General features: G+C 67.9%; 14 protein-coding genes. 7 read left to right on the top strand and 7 right to left on the bottom strand.

The features are described 5' to 3' along the window. Positions 1–38 precede the first annotated feature (38 nt). Positions 39–890: a transglutaminase-like domain-containing protein gene (locus F6X51_RS09935; RefSeq protein WP_150963090.1), complete on the top strand. Its 852-nt coding sequence runs from the start codon at positions 39–41 to the stop codon at positions 888–890. A gap of 57 nt (positions 891–947) precedes the next feature. On the opposite strand, the gene scpA is transcribed toward F6X51_RS09935, so the two are convergent. The 4 genes from scpA to F6X51_RS09915 all read right to left on the bottom strand — a co-directional run bounded on the left by scpA (position 948) and on the right by F6X51_RS09915 (position 6,375). Then, complete coding sequence (scpA, locus tag F6X51_RS09930) at positions 948–3,113, bottom strand: methylmalonyl-CoA mutase (RefSeq protein ID WP_150963088.1); 2,166 nt, start codon at positions 3,111–3,113, stop codon at positions 948–950. A gap of 104 nt (positions 3,114–3,217) precedes the next feature. Then, complete coding sequence (locus F6X51_RS09925) at positions 3,218–3,478, bottom strand: hypothetical protein (RefSeq protein WP_150963236.1); 261 nt, start codon at positions 3,476–3,478, stop codon at positions 3,218–3,220. Positions 3,479–3,625: 147 nt separating this feature from the next. Continuing rightward, positions 3,626–5,431, bottom strand: coding sequence for a translation elongation factor 4 (lepA, locus tag F6X51_RS09920; protein WP_150963087.1), 1,806 nt, complete (start codon positions 5,429–5,431; stop codon positions 3,626–3,628). A 158-nt stretch (positions 5,432–5,589) separates the two neighbouring features. Beyond that, a complete protein-coding gene (locus F6X51_RS09915; protein ID WP_150963085.1) occupies positions 5,590–6,375 on the bottom strand; it encodes a HugZ family pyridoxamine 5'-phosphate oxidase in 786 nt (261 codons plus the stop codon). A gap of 303 nt (positions 6,376–6,678) precedes the next feature. On the opposite strand from F6X51_RS09915, the gene F6X51_RS09910 reads away from it, so the two are divergent. The 5 genes from F6X51_RS09910 to F6X51_RS09890 all read left to right on the top strand — a co-directional run bounded on the left by F6X51_RS09910 (position 6,679) and on the right by F6X51_RS09890 (position 10,708). Then, positions 6,679–7,389 carry a response regulator transcription factor gene (locus F6X51_RS09910; RefSeq protein WP_150963083.1) on the top strand — a complete coding sequence of 237 codons (711 nt, stop codon included), beginning with the start codon at positions 6,679–6,681 and terminating at the stop codon, positions 7,387–7,389. Between the two features lie 40 nt (positions 7,390–7,429). Further along, positions 7,430–9,232, top strand: a complete 1,803-nt coding sequence (locus F6X51_RS09905) for a sensor histidine kinase (protein WP_150963081.1) — start codon at positions 7,430–7,432, stop codon at positions 9,230–9,232. Then, positions 9,229–9,735 (top strand): HPr kinase/phosphorylase, encoded by a 507-nt coding sequence (locus tag F6X51_RS09900; RefSeq protein ID WP_150963079.1) that lies wholly within the window; start codon positions 9,229–9,231, stop codon positions 9,733–9,735. Before F6X51_RS09905 ends, F6X51_RS09900 begins: the two co-directional genes overlap by 4 nt. 125 nt (positions 9,736–9,860) lie before the next feature. Beyond that, positions 9,861–10,262: a PTS sugar transporter subunit IIA gene (locus tag F6X51_RS09895; protein ID WP_150963077.1), complete on the top strand. Its 402-nt coding sequence runs from the start codon at positions 9,861–9,863 to the stop codon at positions 10,260–10,262. A 125-nt stretch (positions 10,263–10,387) separates the two neighbouring features. After that, the gene (locus tag F6X51_RS09890) at positions 10,388–10,708 is read left to right on the top strand and encodes an HPr family phosphocarrier protein (protein WP_150963075.1); all 321 of its coding nucleotides are present in this window, start codon (positions 10,388–10,390) and stop codon (positions 10,706–10,708) included. Positions 10,709–10,714: 6 nt separating this feature from the next. Here F6X51_RS09890 and F6X51_RS09885 read toward each other — a convergent pair whose 3' ends face one another. The 3 genes from F6X51_RS09885 to F6X51_RS09875 all read right to left on the bottom strand — a co-directional run bounded on the left by F6X51_RS09885 (position 10,715) and on the right by F6X51_RS09875 (position 14,511). Next, a complete protein-coding gene (locus tag F6X51_RS09885; protein WP_150963073.1) occupies positions 10,715–11,581 on the bottom strand; it encodes a GNAT family N-acetyltransferase in 867 nt (288 codons plus the stop codon). 115 nt (positions 11,582–11,696) lie between these two features. Next, positions 11,697–12,791: a CobW family GTP-binding protein gene (locus F6X51_RS09880; RefSeq protein WP_150963071.1), complete on the bottom strand. Its 1,095-nt coding sequence runs from the start codon at positions 12,789–12,791 to the stop codon at positions 11,697–11,699. Positions 12,792–12,963: 172 nt separating this feature from the next. After that, positions 12,964–14,511, bottom strand: coding sequence for a D-alanyl-D-alanine carboxypeptidase family protein (locus F6X51_RS09875; RefSeq protein ID WP_150963069.1), 1,548 nt, complete (start codon positions 14,509–14,511; stop codon positions 12,964–12,966). A gap of 358 nt (positions 14,512–14,869) precedes the next feature. Here F6X51_RS09875 and queE point away from each other — a divergent pair, with 358 nt between their 5' ends. Beyond that, complete coding sequence (queE, locus tag F6X51_RS09870; RefSeq protein WP_150963067.1) at positions 14,870–15,502, top strand: 7-carboxy-7-deazaguanine synthase; 633 nt, start codon at positions 14,870–14,872, stop codon at positions 15,500–15,502. The last annotated feature ends 10 nt before the right edge of the window (positions 15,503–15,512 follow it).

Below are 15,512 nucleotides of genomic sequence, written 5' to 3'. Positions count from 1 at the left end.
TTTCCCGCCACTCATCTTGCGACGCCGTGGACGAGACCATGCTGATCCGGACGGGATATTCCATCGCCTTCGACACCCTCGGGCCGATCCCGATGAACCTGATGCTGAGCGTGCATCCGTCACGCACGGGCGACCTCGTGACGCCCGATACCATCAGCATCGACCCGCCGGTGCCCACCAGCCAGTACCTCGACGATTTCGGCAATGTCTGCACGCGGCTCGTCGCACCCGGTGGCCGCATCACGATGTCGGCTGATTTCACCATCCAGGACACCGGCCGGTCGGACGACATCGCGCCCGAGGCTAAGCAGATTCCCGTCCAGGACCTACCCGACGGTGTGCTCGTCTTTCTCCTCGGCTCGCGCTACTGCGACACCGACAAGCTCTCCGAGACCGCCTGGTCCCTCTTCGGCACTACGCCCGAGGGCTGGGCGCGGGTGCAATCGATCGTCGACTTCGTCCACGAACGCATCACGTTCAATTATCAGGAGGCGGATGCTACCCGGACGGCCTTCGACGGCTATCATCAGCAGCGCGGCGTCTGCCGCGACTTCGCGCATCTGGCGGTCACGTTCTGCCGTTGCATGAACATCCCGGCTCGCTACTGCACCGGGTATCTCGGCGATATCGGCATTGCGTCGGTGCCGGACCCGATGGATTTCTCGGCCTGGTTCGAGGTCTATCTCGACGGACCGGACGGCCCGCGCTGGTACACGTTCGATGCCCGCCACAACAAACCCCGGATCGGCCGTATCGTGATGGCCCACGGACGCGACGCGACCGACGTCGCGATTTCGACGAGCTTCGGCTCTGCGCTCCTCGCGAAGTTCGAGGTCCACACCGACGAAGTCCCTTCCTCCCCGACGGAGGATTTCGCCAAGGCTGCCTGAGCGAGTTTGGCGCGAGATCGCAGGACCGAGAGGACCTGCCGGTCTCGCGCCGTCCGCCTATTCGGCCGCCTGGCGCGCAACGTAGCCCAGTCGGTCGTTCAATTCCGCGATCAGTTTCACGGCCGCATCCGCGATGACGGTGCCCGGCGGAAAGATCGCCGAGGCGCCGGCTTCGTAGAGTGCCGGATAATCCCCGGGTGGGATCACGCCCCCGATGACGATCATCACATCGTCGCGTCCGGCCTCGGCGAGCGCGGCCCGGAGTTCCGGCACCAGTGTGAGATGACCGGCGGCGAGCGAGGACACACCAACGATGTGCACGTCGTTCTCGACAGCTTGACGGGCAGCCTCCGCGGGCGTGGCGAAGAGCGGGCCGATATCCACGTCGAAGCCGAGATCCGCGAAGGCGGAGGCAATGACCTTCTGGCCGCGGTCATGCCCATCCTGGCCCATCTTGGCGACGAGGATGCGGGGGCGGCGTCCGTCATTCTCCTCGAAAGCCTCGACGAGCTTGCGGACCTCTTCGACCACCGGCGACATGCCACCCACCTCGCGCTTGTAGACTCCCGAGATCGACCGAATCTCCGCCCGGTGTCGGCCCCAGGCCTTCTCCAACGCCTCCGAGATCTCGCCGACCGTGGCCTTCGCCCGGGCGGCTTCGACCGCGAGAGCCAGGAGGTTGCCCTCGCCGTCCGCCGCCTTTGTCAATGTGTCGAGCCGGCTTCGCACGTCCGCCTCGTTGCGCTCGGCGCGCAGCCGCTTCAGTTTGTCGATCTGCAGGGTGCGGACATTGCCGTTGTCGACCCGCAGAAGCTCGATGGCGCGGTCGTCCTCGGGCTTGAACTTGTTGACGCCGACGATCGTCTGCCGGCCTGAATCGATCCTGGCCTGCGCGCGCGCCGCCGCTTCCTCGATGCGCAGCTTCGGGATGCCCGCCTCGATCGCCTTGGCCATCCCGCCGAGCGACTCGACCTCGCGGATATGCTCCCAGGCGCGGGTGACGATGTCCTGGGTCAGGCGCTCGACGTAGTAGGAACCGCCCCAGGGATCGGCGATGCGCGTCGTGCCCGATTCCTGCTGCAGGAAGAGCTGAGTGTTGCGGGCGATCCGGGCAGAGAAGTCGGTCGGGAGCGCGAGCGCTTCATCGAGCGCGTTGGTGTGCAAAGACTGTGTGCCCCCCTGCGTCGCCGCCATCGCCTCGATGCAGGTGCGGGTGACGTTGTTGAAGACGTCCTGCGCGGTGAGAGACCAGCCGCTCGTTTGGCTGTGCGTCCGCAGCGGCAGCGATTTGTCGGACGTCGGCTCGAAGTCCTTGACGAGTTTCGCCCAGATCAGGCGCGCGGCCCGCATCTTGGCAATCTCCATGAAGAAGTTCGTGGAAATGGCCCAGAAGAACGACAAGCGCGGCGCGAACTGGTCGATCGTCAGGCCCGCCGCGAGGCCGGCCTTGATGTACTCGACGCCGTCGGCGAGCGTGTAGGCGAGTTCGAGGTCGTTCGTCGCCCCGGCTTCCTGCATGTGGTAGCCGGAGATCGAGATCGAGTTGAACTTCGGCATGTTCTGCGACGTATAGCCGAAGATGTCCGAGATGATCCGCATCGACCCCTTCGGCGGATAGATATAGGTGTTGCGGACCATGAACTCCTTGAGGATATCGTTCTGGATGGTACCGGCGAGCTTCTGCGACGGCACGCCCTGCTCCTCGGCCGCCACGATGTAGAGGGCGAGGATCGGCAGAACCGCGCCGTTCATCGTCATCGACACGGTCATCTCGTCGAGGGGGATGCCGGAGAACAGCGTGCGCATGTCGTAGATCGAATCGATCGCGACACCCGCCATGCCGACATCGCCCGAGACGCGCGGGTGATCGGAATCGTAGCCACGGTGCGTGGCGAGGTCGAAGGCGACCGAGAGCCCCTTCTGCCCGGCCGCGAGGTTCCGCCGGTAGAAGGCGTTCGAATCCTCCGCCGTCGAGAACCCCGCATATTGCCGGATCGTCCAGGGCTGCGTCACGTACATGGTCGGGTAGGGGCCACGCAGGTAAGGCGCCAGACCCGGATAGGTGTGGAGGAATTCGATGCCCTCGCGATCCTCCGGACCGTAGTGACCCTTCACGGGAATGCCCTCGGGGGTCATCCAGGGCTCGCCCGCGAATTGTGGCGGCGCGGCAATGGCCGCAGCCTCGTACGGGATCGTCGTGAAATCGGGGATGCGGGACGTCATGCTCTCGCTCGTGCGGGGCTCGAATTGCGGCGCATTATAGGCGAGCGCCAGTGCGGGGCTACTCCCCTCTGGGCGAACGCGCAGATCGCGCTCTCCCCTGGGTTTCAGCGCCGTCCGGCGAGACCACCCATGCGTGCGAGCCGACCCTGCTCCACGTGCCAGCGGGCCTCCGCGATCGCGGCGCTGAGCCGGCGGATGCGCCAGGTCCGATAGAGCCTGAGGATCGGCAGGCCGGGCTTTCCGCGGCAGGCTTCGTGATGCTTCAGGCGACGCAGAAGGCCCGGAAGGCAGGCATCCGCCGCAGCGCCGGTCGCGATGTCGATCTCGCGCATCTGGCGCCGGAGGTCCGCCTTGAAATCCTCCACGTCCGAGCCCTCCGGGTTCGACCCGGGCCGCCGCAAGGATCCATCACGCGGCGCGGAGGCCGTCGGCTTGATAGACGCAGAGGGCGCGCGATCGGTCAAGGAAATGCCGACGCGACAGGTCGCGCCCTTCATGCGGCTTCGCGAGTCTCAATCGTCCATCTTCAGAGCCGCGATGAAGGCCTCCTGCGGGATCTCCACCCTGCCGAACTGGCGCATGCGCTTCTTGCCCTCCTTCTGCTTGTCGAGGAGCTTGCGCTTGCGGGAGATGTCGCCGCCGTAGCACTTGGCCGTCACGTCCTTCGACAGCGCCCGGATGGTCTCGCGGGCGATGATCTTGCCGCCGATCGCGGCCTGCACCGGGATCTGGAACAGGTGGCGGGGGATGAGGTCCTTCAGCTTCTCGCACATGGCGCGGCCGCGGGATTCGGCGCGGGTCCGGTGCACGAGCATCGACAGGGCGTCGACCGGCTCGGCATTGACGAGGATGGACATCTTGACGAGGTCCTCCTCCCGGTAATCCGAGAGGTGGTAGTCGAACGAGGCGTAGCCCTTCGAGATCGACTTCAGGCGGTCGTAGAAGTCGAACACCACCTCGTTCAAGGGCAGGTCGTAGACAACCATGGCGCGCTTGCCGACATAGTTCAGATCGATCTGGACGCCGCGCCGGTCCTGGCACAGCTTGAGCACGCCGCCCAGATACTCATCGGGCGTCAGGATGGTGGCTCGGATCCAGGGCTCCTCGATCGAGGCGATCTTCATCACGTCGGGCATGTCCGCCGGATTGTGAAGCTCGCGCATGGAGCCGTCCGACATGTTGAGCCTGTAGACCACGCTCGGTGCCGTCGAGATCAGGTCGAGATTGAACTCGCGCTCAAGGCGCTCCTGGATGATCTCCAGGTGGAGAAGCCCGAGGAAGCCGCAGCGGAACCCGAAGCCGAGGGCTGCCGAGGTCTCCATCTCGTAGGAGAAGCTCGCATCGTTGAGGCGCAGCTTGCCCATGGCGCCGCGCAGGTTCTCGAATTCCGCGGCATCCACGGGGAACAGGCCGCAGAATACCACCGCCTGCACGTCCTTGAAGCCGGCGAGCATGCCGCTCGTCGGGCGCTTGTCCTCCGTGATGGTGTCGCCGACACGGGTGTCCGCGACCTCCTTGATCGAGCCGGTGAAGAAGCCGACCTCGCCGGGGCCGAGTTCGCCGATCTCGGCCATCTTCGGCCGGAACACGCCGATGCGATCGACGCCGTGAACCGCATCCGCGCCCATCATCCGGATGGTCATGCCCTTCTTGAGCACGCCGTCGACGATGCGCACGAGGACGACGACGCCGAGATAGACATCGTACCAGCTGTCGACGAGCAGCGCCTTGAGAGGCGCGCTTCGGTCGCCTTTCGGCGGGGGCAGGCGCGTGACGATCGCCTCGAGCACGGCCTCGATATTGAGCCCGGTCTTGGCCGAGATCGGTACCGCCTCCGAAGCATCGATCCCGATCACCTCCTCGATCTGCTCCTTGACTCGGTCGGGCTCGGCCGCGGGCAGGTCGATCTTGTTGAGGACCGGGACGATCTCGTGGTTGGCGTCGAGGGCCTGGTAGACGTTGGCCAGCGTCTGCGCCTCGACGCCCTGGCTCGCGTCGACGACGAGGAGCGAGCCTTCGCAGGCCGCGAGCGAGCGGGACACCTCGTAGGCGAAATCCACGTGGCCGGGCGTGTCCATCAGGTTGAGGATGTAGTCCTTCCCGTCCTGCGCCTTGTACTCGAGGCGAACGGTCTGGGCCTTGATGGTGATGCCGCGCTCGCGCTCGATGTCCATCGAGTCGAGCATCTGCTCGCTCATATCGCGCAGCGCGACGGTGCCGGTCGCCTGGATCAGGCGGTCGGCAAGGGTCGATTTGCCGTGGTCGATATGGGCAACGATCGAGAAGTTGCGGATATTGTCGATCGGGGACACGGTCATCGGGGCATATCTCCGGCGCCGCAGAAGTCGCCCGCAAGCGACCGCACGCGCACCGTCTCATGTCAGGAAGCGTTGAGGGCGCAGATAGCAGCGCCGCGGGTCAACTCCAAGCGGGGACGGGCCGGGCGAGCGGCGTGGCCTGTGCGGATGGTTCGGCCTCAGGCGCCCTGACGGAGCTGTGCCGCCATCGCCACGAGCGATTTTCGCAGCGCGCCCATGTCGCGGACCGGCTCCGGATACGTGACGCGGGCGGTCCGCTCGCCGACCATGAGGTCCATGCCCTCGGGATCGAGGCCGGTCAGGCGCCATGCGCCCTCCCCCTCGCCGGTCGCCGCAGCGTAGAGCGCGAGCGCGTCGACGTGGTCCTGGTTCATGTGCTCGACAGCGCCGCGCTCGCCTGCGACGACGCCCTCCGCGCCGGCCAGATCGAGCAGGAGTTCTGAGGCTGTCAGGGTCGCGGCCTTGGCGAAGCCGCCGTTCAGGTGGCCAGCCTCCGGCGTGAGGGCAAAGAAACCGAAATCCGGGAAGTCCGCATAGAGCTTCGCCTTCGGGTGGCGGGCGAGGAAGCGTTCGCGGACCCTTGGCTCGTCTATCCGGCTGGCCCGCCCCGTGACGGTCAGGCGAGGATGGGCCAGCGGATCGCCCTTGCCGCCCTGGCTGAAGAGAATCGAGCAGCGCGGATCGGCCAGGAGGTTGCGAGTATGGGCCGAGAGCCGTGAGAGCAGCATCAGGGGTGTGCCGTCGACATCGGTCGCGATGGTGACGAGGGACGCGAACGGCACTCCATCCTGGGCGTCGAGCGTCGCCAATGCGCCGGACCGAATGCTGCGCAGAAGGTGTCGCGCGAGGCCGATCGCGTCGAAGGGCGCCTCGGCGGCCGAAAGCGGCTGGGCCGGGCCGCGTCGTTCGCCCTGCGGCTCCACTCCCCCTGGCGTCTCGTCCATTCCGCTCCCCGCGCCTGTTCACGGCCGGACATCGCACCGGCACGAGCGTGATCATAGCGACAAGCCGGTGCCACGCACGAGCCCCAGGGCCCGCGACCTGTTGGCCGCTTACGGCCAAGCTACGCCGAGCGCTCGCTTTTTTCGAACGATGCCTATAAAGCTCCCACTTTACCGCGCGAAACGGACCCCGCCGCGGGCGAGTGGTCGCGTTCGTGTCTTTGCCTGCCCTGATCGACAGGGGCCGGAGCCGGAAAAGCGGCCAGGTCCAAAGCTCGCACCGCCTCCGTTCAGTAGGGAACGCGCATGCCGACCATCGCCCTCGTTGACGACGACCGAAATATCCTGACCTCCGTCTCGATCGCCCTCGAGACGGAAGGCTATCGCATCCAGACCTACACGGACGGCGCCTCGGCCCTCGATGGCCTCCGGCACTCGCCGCCGGACCTTGCCATCTTCGACATCAAGATGCCGCGCATGGACGGGATGGAGCTTCTGCGACGCCTGCGGCAGAAGTCGGACCTTCCCGTGATCTTTCTGACGTCGAAGGACGAGGAGATCGACGAGCTGTTCGGCCTCAAGATGGGCGCCGACGATTTCATCCATAAGCCGTTCTCGCAACGCCTCCTCGTTGAGCGGGTGAAGGCCGTTTTGCGGCGCTTCGCCCCGAAGGAGGGGCCGGGTGCGCCGGCCCGCGAGGCGGACGCCGCCGCCCGCTCGCTGGAGCGCGGCCTGCTGATGATGGACCCCGAGCGCCACACCTGCACTTGGAAGGGCGAGCCGGTGACCCTGACGGTCACCGAGTTCCTGATCCTGCAGGCGCTCGCTCACCGCCCCGGCGTCGTGAAGAGCCGGAACGCCCTGATGGATGCGGCCTACGACGATCAGGTCTACGTGGACGACCGGACGATCGACAGCCACATCAAGCGGCTGCGGAAAAAATTCAAGGTCGTCGACACGAACTTCGACATGATCGAGACCTTGTACGGCGTCGGCTATCGCTTCAAGGAAAGCTGAGGCCGGGCGACAGCCCCGCCTCCGTGTATCCGCGCCAGCGATGCTATCACCCCTGTTCGGGACCACCGTGCGAAGCCAAGACGAAGACGATGTGCGCCGCGGCCCCCTGAATTGGCCGCGCGCCGTGTGGCATGCGATCGGTCAGCGTGCCTCGTCGAGCCTCACGCGCCGGATCGTCGTCCTCAACCTCGTCGGTCTGATCGTCCTCCTGCTCGGGTTCCTCTATCTGAACCAGTTCCGTCAGGGGCTGATTCAGGCGCGGGTGCAGAGCCTGCTGATCCAGGGCGAGATCATCGCGGGCGCGATCGCCTCCTCGGCCTCCGTCGACACGGACACGATCCGGATCGACCCGGACAAGCTCCTGCAACAGCAGGCCGGGGAGGGTGCGGCGATCGACGAAAATCCTTCTCCGCTCGCCTTCTCGCTGAATCCCGAGCGGGTCGCCCCGCTTTTGCGCCGCCTCGTGACGCCGACGGGCAACCGGGCGCGGGTCTATGATCAGGAAGGCGGGCTGCTCTTCGACACCCGCTCCCTCTATGCCCGCGGCGACATCAACCGCGCTGATCAGAGCGCTGTCCGCCCGCAGAAGCACAATTTTCTGGAGCAGGTCTTCGACTGGGCCCAGACCCGCGTCTTCGGGATCTTCGGGGAGCGTGTCCGCAAGCAGGAAGAGGTCGGCCCCGTCAATGGCCGCTCCCTGCGCGAGGTTCAGGCGGCGATGAGCGGCGCCCGCGGCAACATCGTGCGGCGCAACGAGATCGGCGAGACCACGGTCTCGGTGGCGGTTCCGATCCAGCGCGGCGGAAGCGTCCGCGGCGCCCTCATGCTCTCGACGCAGGGCGATGCGATTGATCGCGTCATCGCTTCGGAGCGCTTCGGTCTCGTCCAGGTCTTCCTCGTGGCGGCCCTCGTGATGGTGGTTCTCTCGATCCTGCTCGCGGGCGCCATCGCGGGCCCGGTGCGGCGCCTCGCCGACGCGGCTGAGAAGGTTCGCATGGGCATCAAGTCGCGCCAGGAGATCCCCGACTTCACGAACCGGACCGACGAGATTGGTCATCTATCGGGCGCGCTGCGGGACATGACGCAGGCGCTCTACCGACGCATCGACGCCATCGAGAGCTTCGCGGCCGATGTCAGCCACGAACTGAAGAACCCGCTGACGTCCTTGCGCAGCGCCGTCGAGACATTGCCCCTCGCGAAGAGCGACGAGTCCCGCGGGCGTCTGATGGAGATCATCCAGCACGACGTGAAGCGCCTCGATCGGCTGATCAGCGACATCTCCGATGCCTCGCGCCTCGACGCCGAACTCGCCCGGGCCGAGGCCCGCCGGGTGGACATCCGCAAGCTCCTCACCACCGTGGTCTCGGTGGCCAATGAGCGGCGACGCTCCAAGGACGCACTGATCCAGCTCGACATCGAGGCGCCGGCGGATCAGGAAAATCCCTTCGGCATCATCGGTCACGACAGCCGCCTCGGTCAGGTGGTGAACAACCTGCTCGACAATGCCCGCTCGTTCTCGCCATCCGACGCCAAGGTGCGGGTCGCGCTCCGCCGCGTGCGCAACGAGATCGAGCTGATCTGCGAGGATGAGGGGCCGGGCATCCCCGAGCATGCCCTGGAGCGCATCTTCGAGCGCTTCTACACCGATCGTCCGGAGCAGGGCTTCGGCCAGAATTCCGGCCTCGGTCTCTCCATCTCGCGCCAGATCGTTCAGGCGCATCGCGGCTCGATCCGCGCCGAGAACCGACCCGGCCCCGCCGATGAGGAGGGGCAGCCGACGGTGCGCGGGGCCCGATTCATCGTCCGCCTGCCGGCGGCTCCGCGGCAGGCCGCGGCGGCGTGAGCGTGTCCGTCACGGGTGATGAAACGATTCATGCCACCTGCCTCGCGCTCGGAGGGGCCGGCGTGCTGATCCGGGGCGAGGCAGGGGCGGGAAAATCGACCCTGGCGCTTCTCCTGCTCGATCGCGCCGCGCAGGAGGGACGTCCGGCAGCGCTGGTCGGAGACGACCGCGTGCGCTTGAGCGTACGGAACGGACGCGTTGTTGCCCATCCGCACCCTGCGATCGCGGGCCTCATCGAGATCCGGGGCCTCGGTCTGCATCGTACCGACGCGCTTGCGGACAGCACGGTGCACCTCGTCGTCGATCTCGTCGAGGTGGCGCCGCGTCTCCCCGATGCGTCCTGCATCGCCTGCGAGATCCTCGGAATCCGCCTGTCCCGCCTCGTGCTCGATCGAAATCTGAGGTTGTCGGGATTGGCACCACGTCTCGTACAGGATGCAGTCGCCGTTGCTTCGCAGTCGCACCCGGCCGCTCTCTTCCGGCGAGAGCCCGACGCCCCATAGCGCGGTGTCGCCATGCGTGGCATGATGATGACGTCGTTTCGAGCAAAACGTCGCGACCGCCTTGCGCATCTTCCTGCGGTGCACAAAATGGCGGCTCCGCTCACAGGGCGTCGGAAAACGCGTCGATGATTGGAATGGTGCTCGTCACCCACGGATTGCTCGCGACCGAGTTCAAGGCCGCGCTTGAGCATGTGGTCGGCCCGCAGGATCAGATCGAGACGATCACGATCGGGCCGGAAGACGATATGGAGCTGCGACGCCGGGACATCATGTCCGCGGTATGCCGGGTCAATTCCGGCAATGGCGTCGTCGTGCTGACCGACATGTTCGGCGGAACGCCCTCTAATCTCGCACTGTCCTGTATGAACGGTGGCGCCGTCGAGGTGGTCGCTGGAATCAACCTGCCGATGCTGATCAAGCTGGCCAGTGTCCGCGACGAAGAATCTCTCGGCGATGCCGTGCTGCACGCCCAGGAGGCCGGCCGGAAGTACATCAACGTCGCTTCGCGCGTTCTTGCCGGCAAATAGCCTTTACGCCGCCCCTTTCCTTTGATTAGCCAAAGCCGCCAGGTTCGGGGCGGTTGAGCCGTTGAGAGCCTGCCAACGGGTGTTGGGAGACGCCCGGGCACGAGCCGAGGAAGCGCGCGAATCCGATGACTGAAGCCTTCGACCTCGACGATGAACTGCCGCCGGTGCCCGAGGGCGGCTATCTGCGGATTCTCCCGATCATCAATCGTCGCGGCCTGCATGCGCGCGCGTCCGCCAAGTTCGTGCAGACCGTTGAACGTTTTAATGCCACCGTCACGGTGACGCGCTCCGGCGAGACCGTCGGGGGCCGCTCGATCATGGGTCTCCTGACCCTCGGTGCGGCCCAGGGCACCTCGATCGCCGTGACGGCGGTCGGAATGGATGCCGAGGCCTGTCTCGACGCGATCGAGGCGCTTCTCGCCGACAGGTTCGGCGAGGAGGAATAGGCGCATCTAACCCCCGGCCGAGAAGCCGGCTTGCCGCCATGTCACGGCCCGGTCCCCGGCGCCGAGCCGGACCGCGCCTGAGACGACTTCGCCGCGGCGACGCCCGAGATCGATGCTGACTTGACGTCTTTTTGCGAAGAGGCGCGTCACGACACGCAGCATCGCGGCCTCCGACGGGTCGGCCACGATCGGCGTTCGCGAGGACTGGGCATCCAGGAGCAAGAATGTTTCAACCGCGTCGCGGATGCGGCTCGGCTCGGATATTCGTTCGATCTCCTGCACCGCCTGATTCGCCCGCGCGCCGATCGCCACCAGCCTGTGCGCCGGAACCGTCCGAGCCCGCGTCGCGGGACGTGTTTCGAGGAGCCGGAGCGAGGGCCGCTCCGTTTCCCGCATGGGACCGGCTGGGATCTCCGCGAGGGTCAGGGGCCGGGGCGCCGAGGCGAGATGCGTGCGCAGGGCCGCATCGACGGCGGAGGTGTAGCGCCCGTCGATCAGGTGGACCGCCTGCCCGGTGAGGCCCGGAGGCTGCCACGGGGCCGCGCGCCGCGCGCGCCAGAGCGAAGACGGGAGCACGAGGGGCACGATGCCGTGGAGCGTCTCCGACCCGCCCGCATGCTGTCCCCAGGCCAGCGCGAGGGCGAGATGGCGTCCCGGTGCCAGGTGCCGGAAAGCGGGCAGGACGTAGTCCGGATCAGCGAAATGCGGCGCCTGCTCGCCGCTGCGCGTGAGGAGCGCGCGCCAGGCCGCGATCGTGCCCGATGTGACCGCATCCGCCGGCGCGAGGTCGACGCGCCAGCCGATCGGGTCCGCGTGCGCGGTGCCTTCCATGGGCGAGCGCCCGCCCGCGATGACCCTGAAACCCTGACGCATCGTGACCATCCCGCTTGCCTGCGGCGTCCCGATCCGGGACGACCCGGCGCCGCCTGGGCGCCATCTGCGGGTCGGGGATCAAGGATGATGCCGGCGCGAGTCGCCCCGAACCGGGTCAGGTGCCCGGGATCGCGAGCGGGTTGGCCGTGAGGGCGGCGGCATCCGGCGCATCGATGCGCGGGCGTCCCAGGAACGCGTCCCACAGGTTCTGCACGAAGGCCGGCTCGAGGTCGCGGACGATCAGCACGAGGCGCGAGCGCCGATCGTCGTCGGGCCAGGCGGGCAGCGTGACGGGGATGTGCATGACGTGCTGGACGCCGTGGACCACGACGGGACGGTCCGGATCCTCCTTCAAAGCGACCAAACCTTTCAGACGCAACAATTTTGCGCCTTGGCTGGAGCGCAGGAGATCGAGAAACATCTCGAGCGAGGCGCGCGAGACCGGACCGTCGCTCGTGAGCGAAAAAGCGCGAATCGAGGCGTCGTGCCGGTTGACGTCGTGGTGGCCGTGGCCGTGCGCGTGGGCCGCGACCTCCTCGGCGCCGAGCCAGTCGCGCACGTCCGCGCTCTTGCCGTCGAGGCCGAAGAAGCCGCCGAGCAGCGTCTCGGCGGGCACGTCCGGCGCATCGATCGGGGCCGCCGGATTGAGGGCGCGGAGGCGTTCGCGCAGGGCGCCGGCCTCGGCCGGACCGGTCTCGTCGAGCTCCGTTTTCGTGAGAATTATCCTATCCGCGACAGCGGCTTGGCGCAGGGCCTCCGGGTGCGCGTCGAGGGTGGCGCGGCCGTTGACGGCGTCCACCACGGTGACGACGCCCTGCAACCGGTACCGCATCACCAGATAGGGATGGTAGATCAGCGCGTGCAGGATCGGCGCCGGGTCGGCGAGGCCCGTCGTCTCGATCACGACGCGGCGGAAGGGGCGGATGCGGGCGTTGTCGCGCTTGCGGAGGAGATCTTCGAGGGTGGCGACGAGGTCGCCCCGGACGGTGCAGCAGAGGCAGCCGGCGCCGAGCAGAATCATGTCTTCGTCGACCGCCTCGATCAGGAGGTGGTCGAGGCCGATCTCGCCGAATTCGTTCACGATCACGACCGTGTCGGCGAAGGCCGGGTCGCCCAGGAGGCGGTTGAGCAGCGTGGTCTTCCCGGCCCCGAGGAAGCCGGTCAGGATCGTGAGCGGAATCGGTTCAGGGCGGGCGGGGGAATCGGTCATGCGACCGGCCTAGACCGCCGCGCGGCCGGGCTCAATCCTTGGAACAAATCATGAAGGGTTCCGCGCTTTCGAGGCGCGGAACCACGCGTTCGGCGTGCGAAACCACGCGTTCGGCGTGCGAAACCACGCGCTCGGCGTGCGAAACCACGCGCTCGGCGTGCGGAACCGCGCCTCACTCCCTGGCCTTGGCCTGCGCACCCGGCTTCCTGGCCGCGGGCTTCGGCTCAGCCTTCGAATCGGCCTTCGCCGCAGGTTTCGCCGCAGCCTTGTTTGCGGCGTGCGGCTTGGTGGCGGCCTTGGCCTGCGGGATCGCCGGCTTGGCCTCGACGGAGGTGTAGGCGGTGGCGGCCTTGGGCACGCCGGAGCTCCGGGCGACCGCCTTCGGCTTCGTCCCCGCCTTGGCCTCTGCCTTGGCCTCTGATTTGGCTTCCGCCTTGGCGGCCTGCTTCGGCTGCGCGGCGGCCTTCTCGGCCTTCTCCGCCTTGGCGAGGCGCGCCGCCTCGCGGGCGGCCTCGCGCCTGACTTTCAGGGCTTCGAGCTTCGCCGTGCGGGCGGCGTTGCGCTCGGCCTTCTGCGCCTCCTCCTGGGCGTTCAGCATGATCTGGCCCTCGGCCGGATCGCGGCCGATCCAGACCAGGATCGGCTGCAGCGGCGCCCGGGGCGGCAGGGTGCGGCTGCGCAGGGCCGCGCTGTTCAGCGTCGCGAAGGCGAGGGCCGAGGCCGGGGGGGCGGCCGCCGCCATCAGCTGCGCGTTGGCGTTGTCGACGCCGGCGCCCGGCACGCTCGCCGTCAGAGCGCCCTGCCCCTCGTCCACCGGCATCGGCTTGCGCCTGTCGCAGATGTAGGGGCGCATGTCCGGCGCCTCGGTGACCGAGGAGGCCGCCAGCGCATCGAGGCTCTGGTTGGTCCAGCCCGTCGACTGGCCGAAGCCGTAATCGAACAGGTCGGCGGCCCGGATGTCGCGCTCGCGGGCGCTCGGCTGGCCCATCACCACGGTGAGGAGGCGGCGGCCGTTGCGCGTCGCGCTCGCCACCACGTTGAAGCCGCCCGAGCAGATGAAGCCGGTCTTCATCCCGTCCGCCCCGGCATAGCGGCCGAGGAGCCCGTTGTGGTTGGCCATCACCGCGCGGCCGAACTGGATCGCCGAGATCGAGAACAGGCCCCGCGAATCGGGGAAGTCGCGCAGGAGCGCCCGGCCGAGGACGGCCATGTCGCGGGCCGAGGTCCACTGGCGCGGGTCGGGCAGGCCGTTCGGGTTGAACCACCGGCTCTCGCGCATGCCGATGCGGCGGGCGGTCTCGTTCATCAGGTCGGCGAAGCCCTCGATCGAGCCGCCGAGATTCTCGCCGATCGCCCAGGCCACGTCGTTGGCCGACTTGACCATGATGATCTTGAGGGCGTTGTCGAGGGTGAGCTGGGTGCCGGGCTTGAAGCCCATCTTCGAGGGCGGCTCGGCGGCGGCGGCCGGCGAGATCGTGATCAGCGAATCGAGGGAGACCTTGCCCTGCCGCACCAGGTCGAGGGCGACGTAGGCGGTCATCAGCTTGGTGATCGAGGCCGGATACCACGGGTCCGTCGCGCCCTGCGCGTAGATCACCTTGCCGGAATCGACCTCGACGACGAGGATCGGTGCCGTCACGGCGCCGGCCGCGCCCGCCCCCACCAGGCCCGCCAGCGTGGCGAGGCTCAGGACGAAGCGCTTCAGGATTCGATTCGACATCAGGCCTGTCTCGAGAAGGTCCGCCGATCCGGCAGCGCCCCCGCGCCGGACCGTCCAAAGGCAAGGTAGATCAACGGCTAAGCTTCGGCGAGTCCGGGCGGCGGGACCATCCCCGCCGAACGCACAGCATCCGCCGCACCGCGGCCGAGTTCAACGCGGCCACCGTGGCGAGAGGATGGCGGGTTCGCGCGCCGCCGCGGCTGCGGGGCGGCGCCGGCCGCATGGCTGTCCGGTGGCTGCGCGACGGCTGCCCGGTGGCGTCCCGGCGCGCCTCGGCCTATGTGCAGGGCGAACCTCGCGTTTCTGCAGGGACACGGCAGGCGCCGGCCGCGGGCGGGCGCGGCGGCACGACGGAACGATGGCGTACGCGGTCAAGGAACTCTTTCACACCCTGCAGGGCGAGGGCGCGCAGGCGGGCCGCGCGGCGGTGTTCTGCCGCTTCTCGGGCTGCAACCTCTGGTCGGGGCGCGAGGAGGACCGCGCCGGCGCGGCCTGCCGCTTCTGCGACACGGACTTCGTCGGGATGGACGGCGAGGGCGGCGGGCGCTTCGCCACGGCCGACGACCTCGCCGGGGCGATCGCCCGGACCTGGGAGGGGGGCGAGCACGAGCGCTACGTGGTCTTCACCGGGGGCGAGCCGCTGCTGCAGCTCGACGCGGCCCTGGTCGCGGCGGTGCACGCCCACGGCTTCACCCTCGCGGTGGAGACGAACGGCACGCTCCCCGCGCCCACGGGGATCGACTGGATCTGCGTCAGCCCGAAGGCCGGCAATCCCCTGGTCCAGGCGAGCGGCCACGAACTGAAGCTCGTCTTCCCGCAGGCCGGGCTCGACCCGGACGATTTCGCCAACCTCGACTTCCGCCACCGCTGGCTGCAGCCTATGGACGGACCCGAGCGCGTCGCCAATACCGGGGCGGCCGTCGCCTATTGCCGGGCGCATGCCCGCTGGCGGCTCTCGCTGCAGACCCACAAGCTGATCGGGATCCCCTGAACGCGGGCCG

It is taken from the genome of Methylobacterium planeticum, from assembly GCF_008806345.1.
In the GTDB taxonomy this organism is placed as follows: Bacteria; Pseudomonadota; Alphaproteobacteria; order Rhizobiales; family Beijerinckiaceae; genus Methylobacterium; species Methylobacterium planeticum.
The sequence above is the reverse complement of the archived record's forward strand: the minus strand, read 5'-3'. Positions and strand labels throughout refer to the sequence as shown.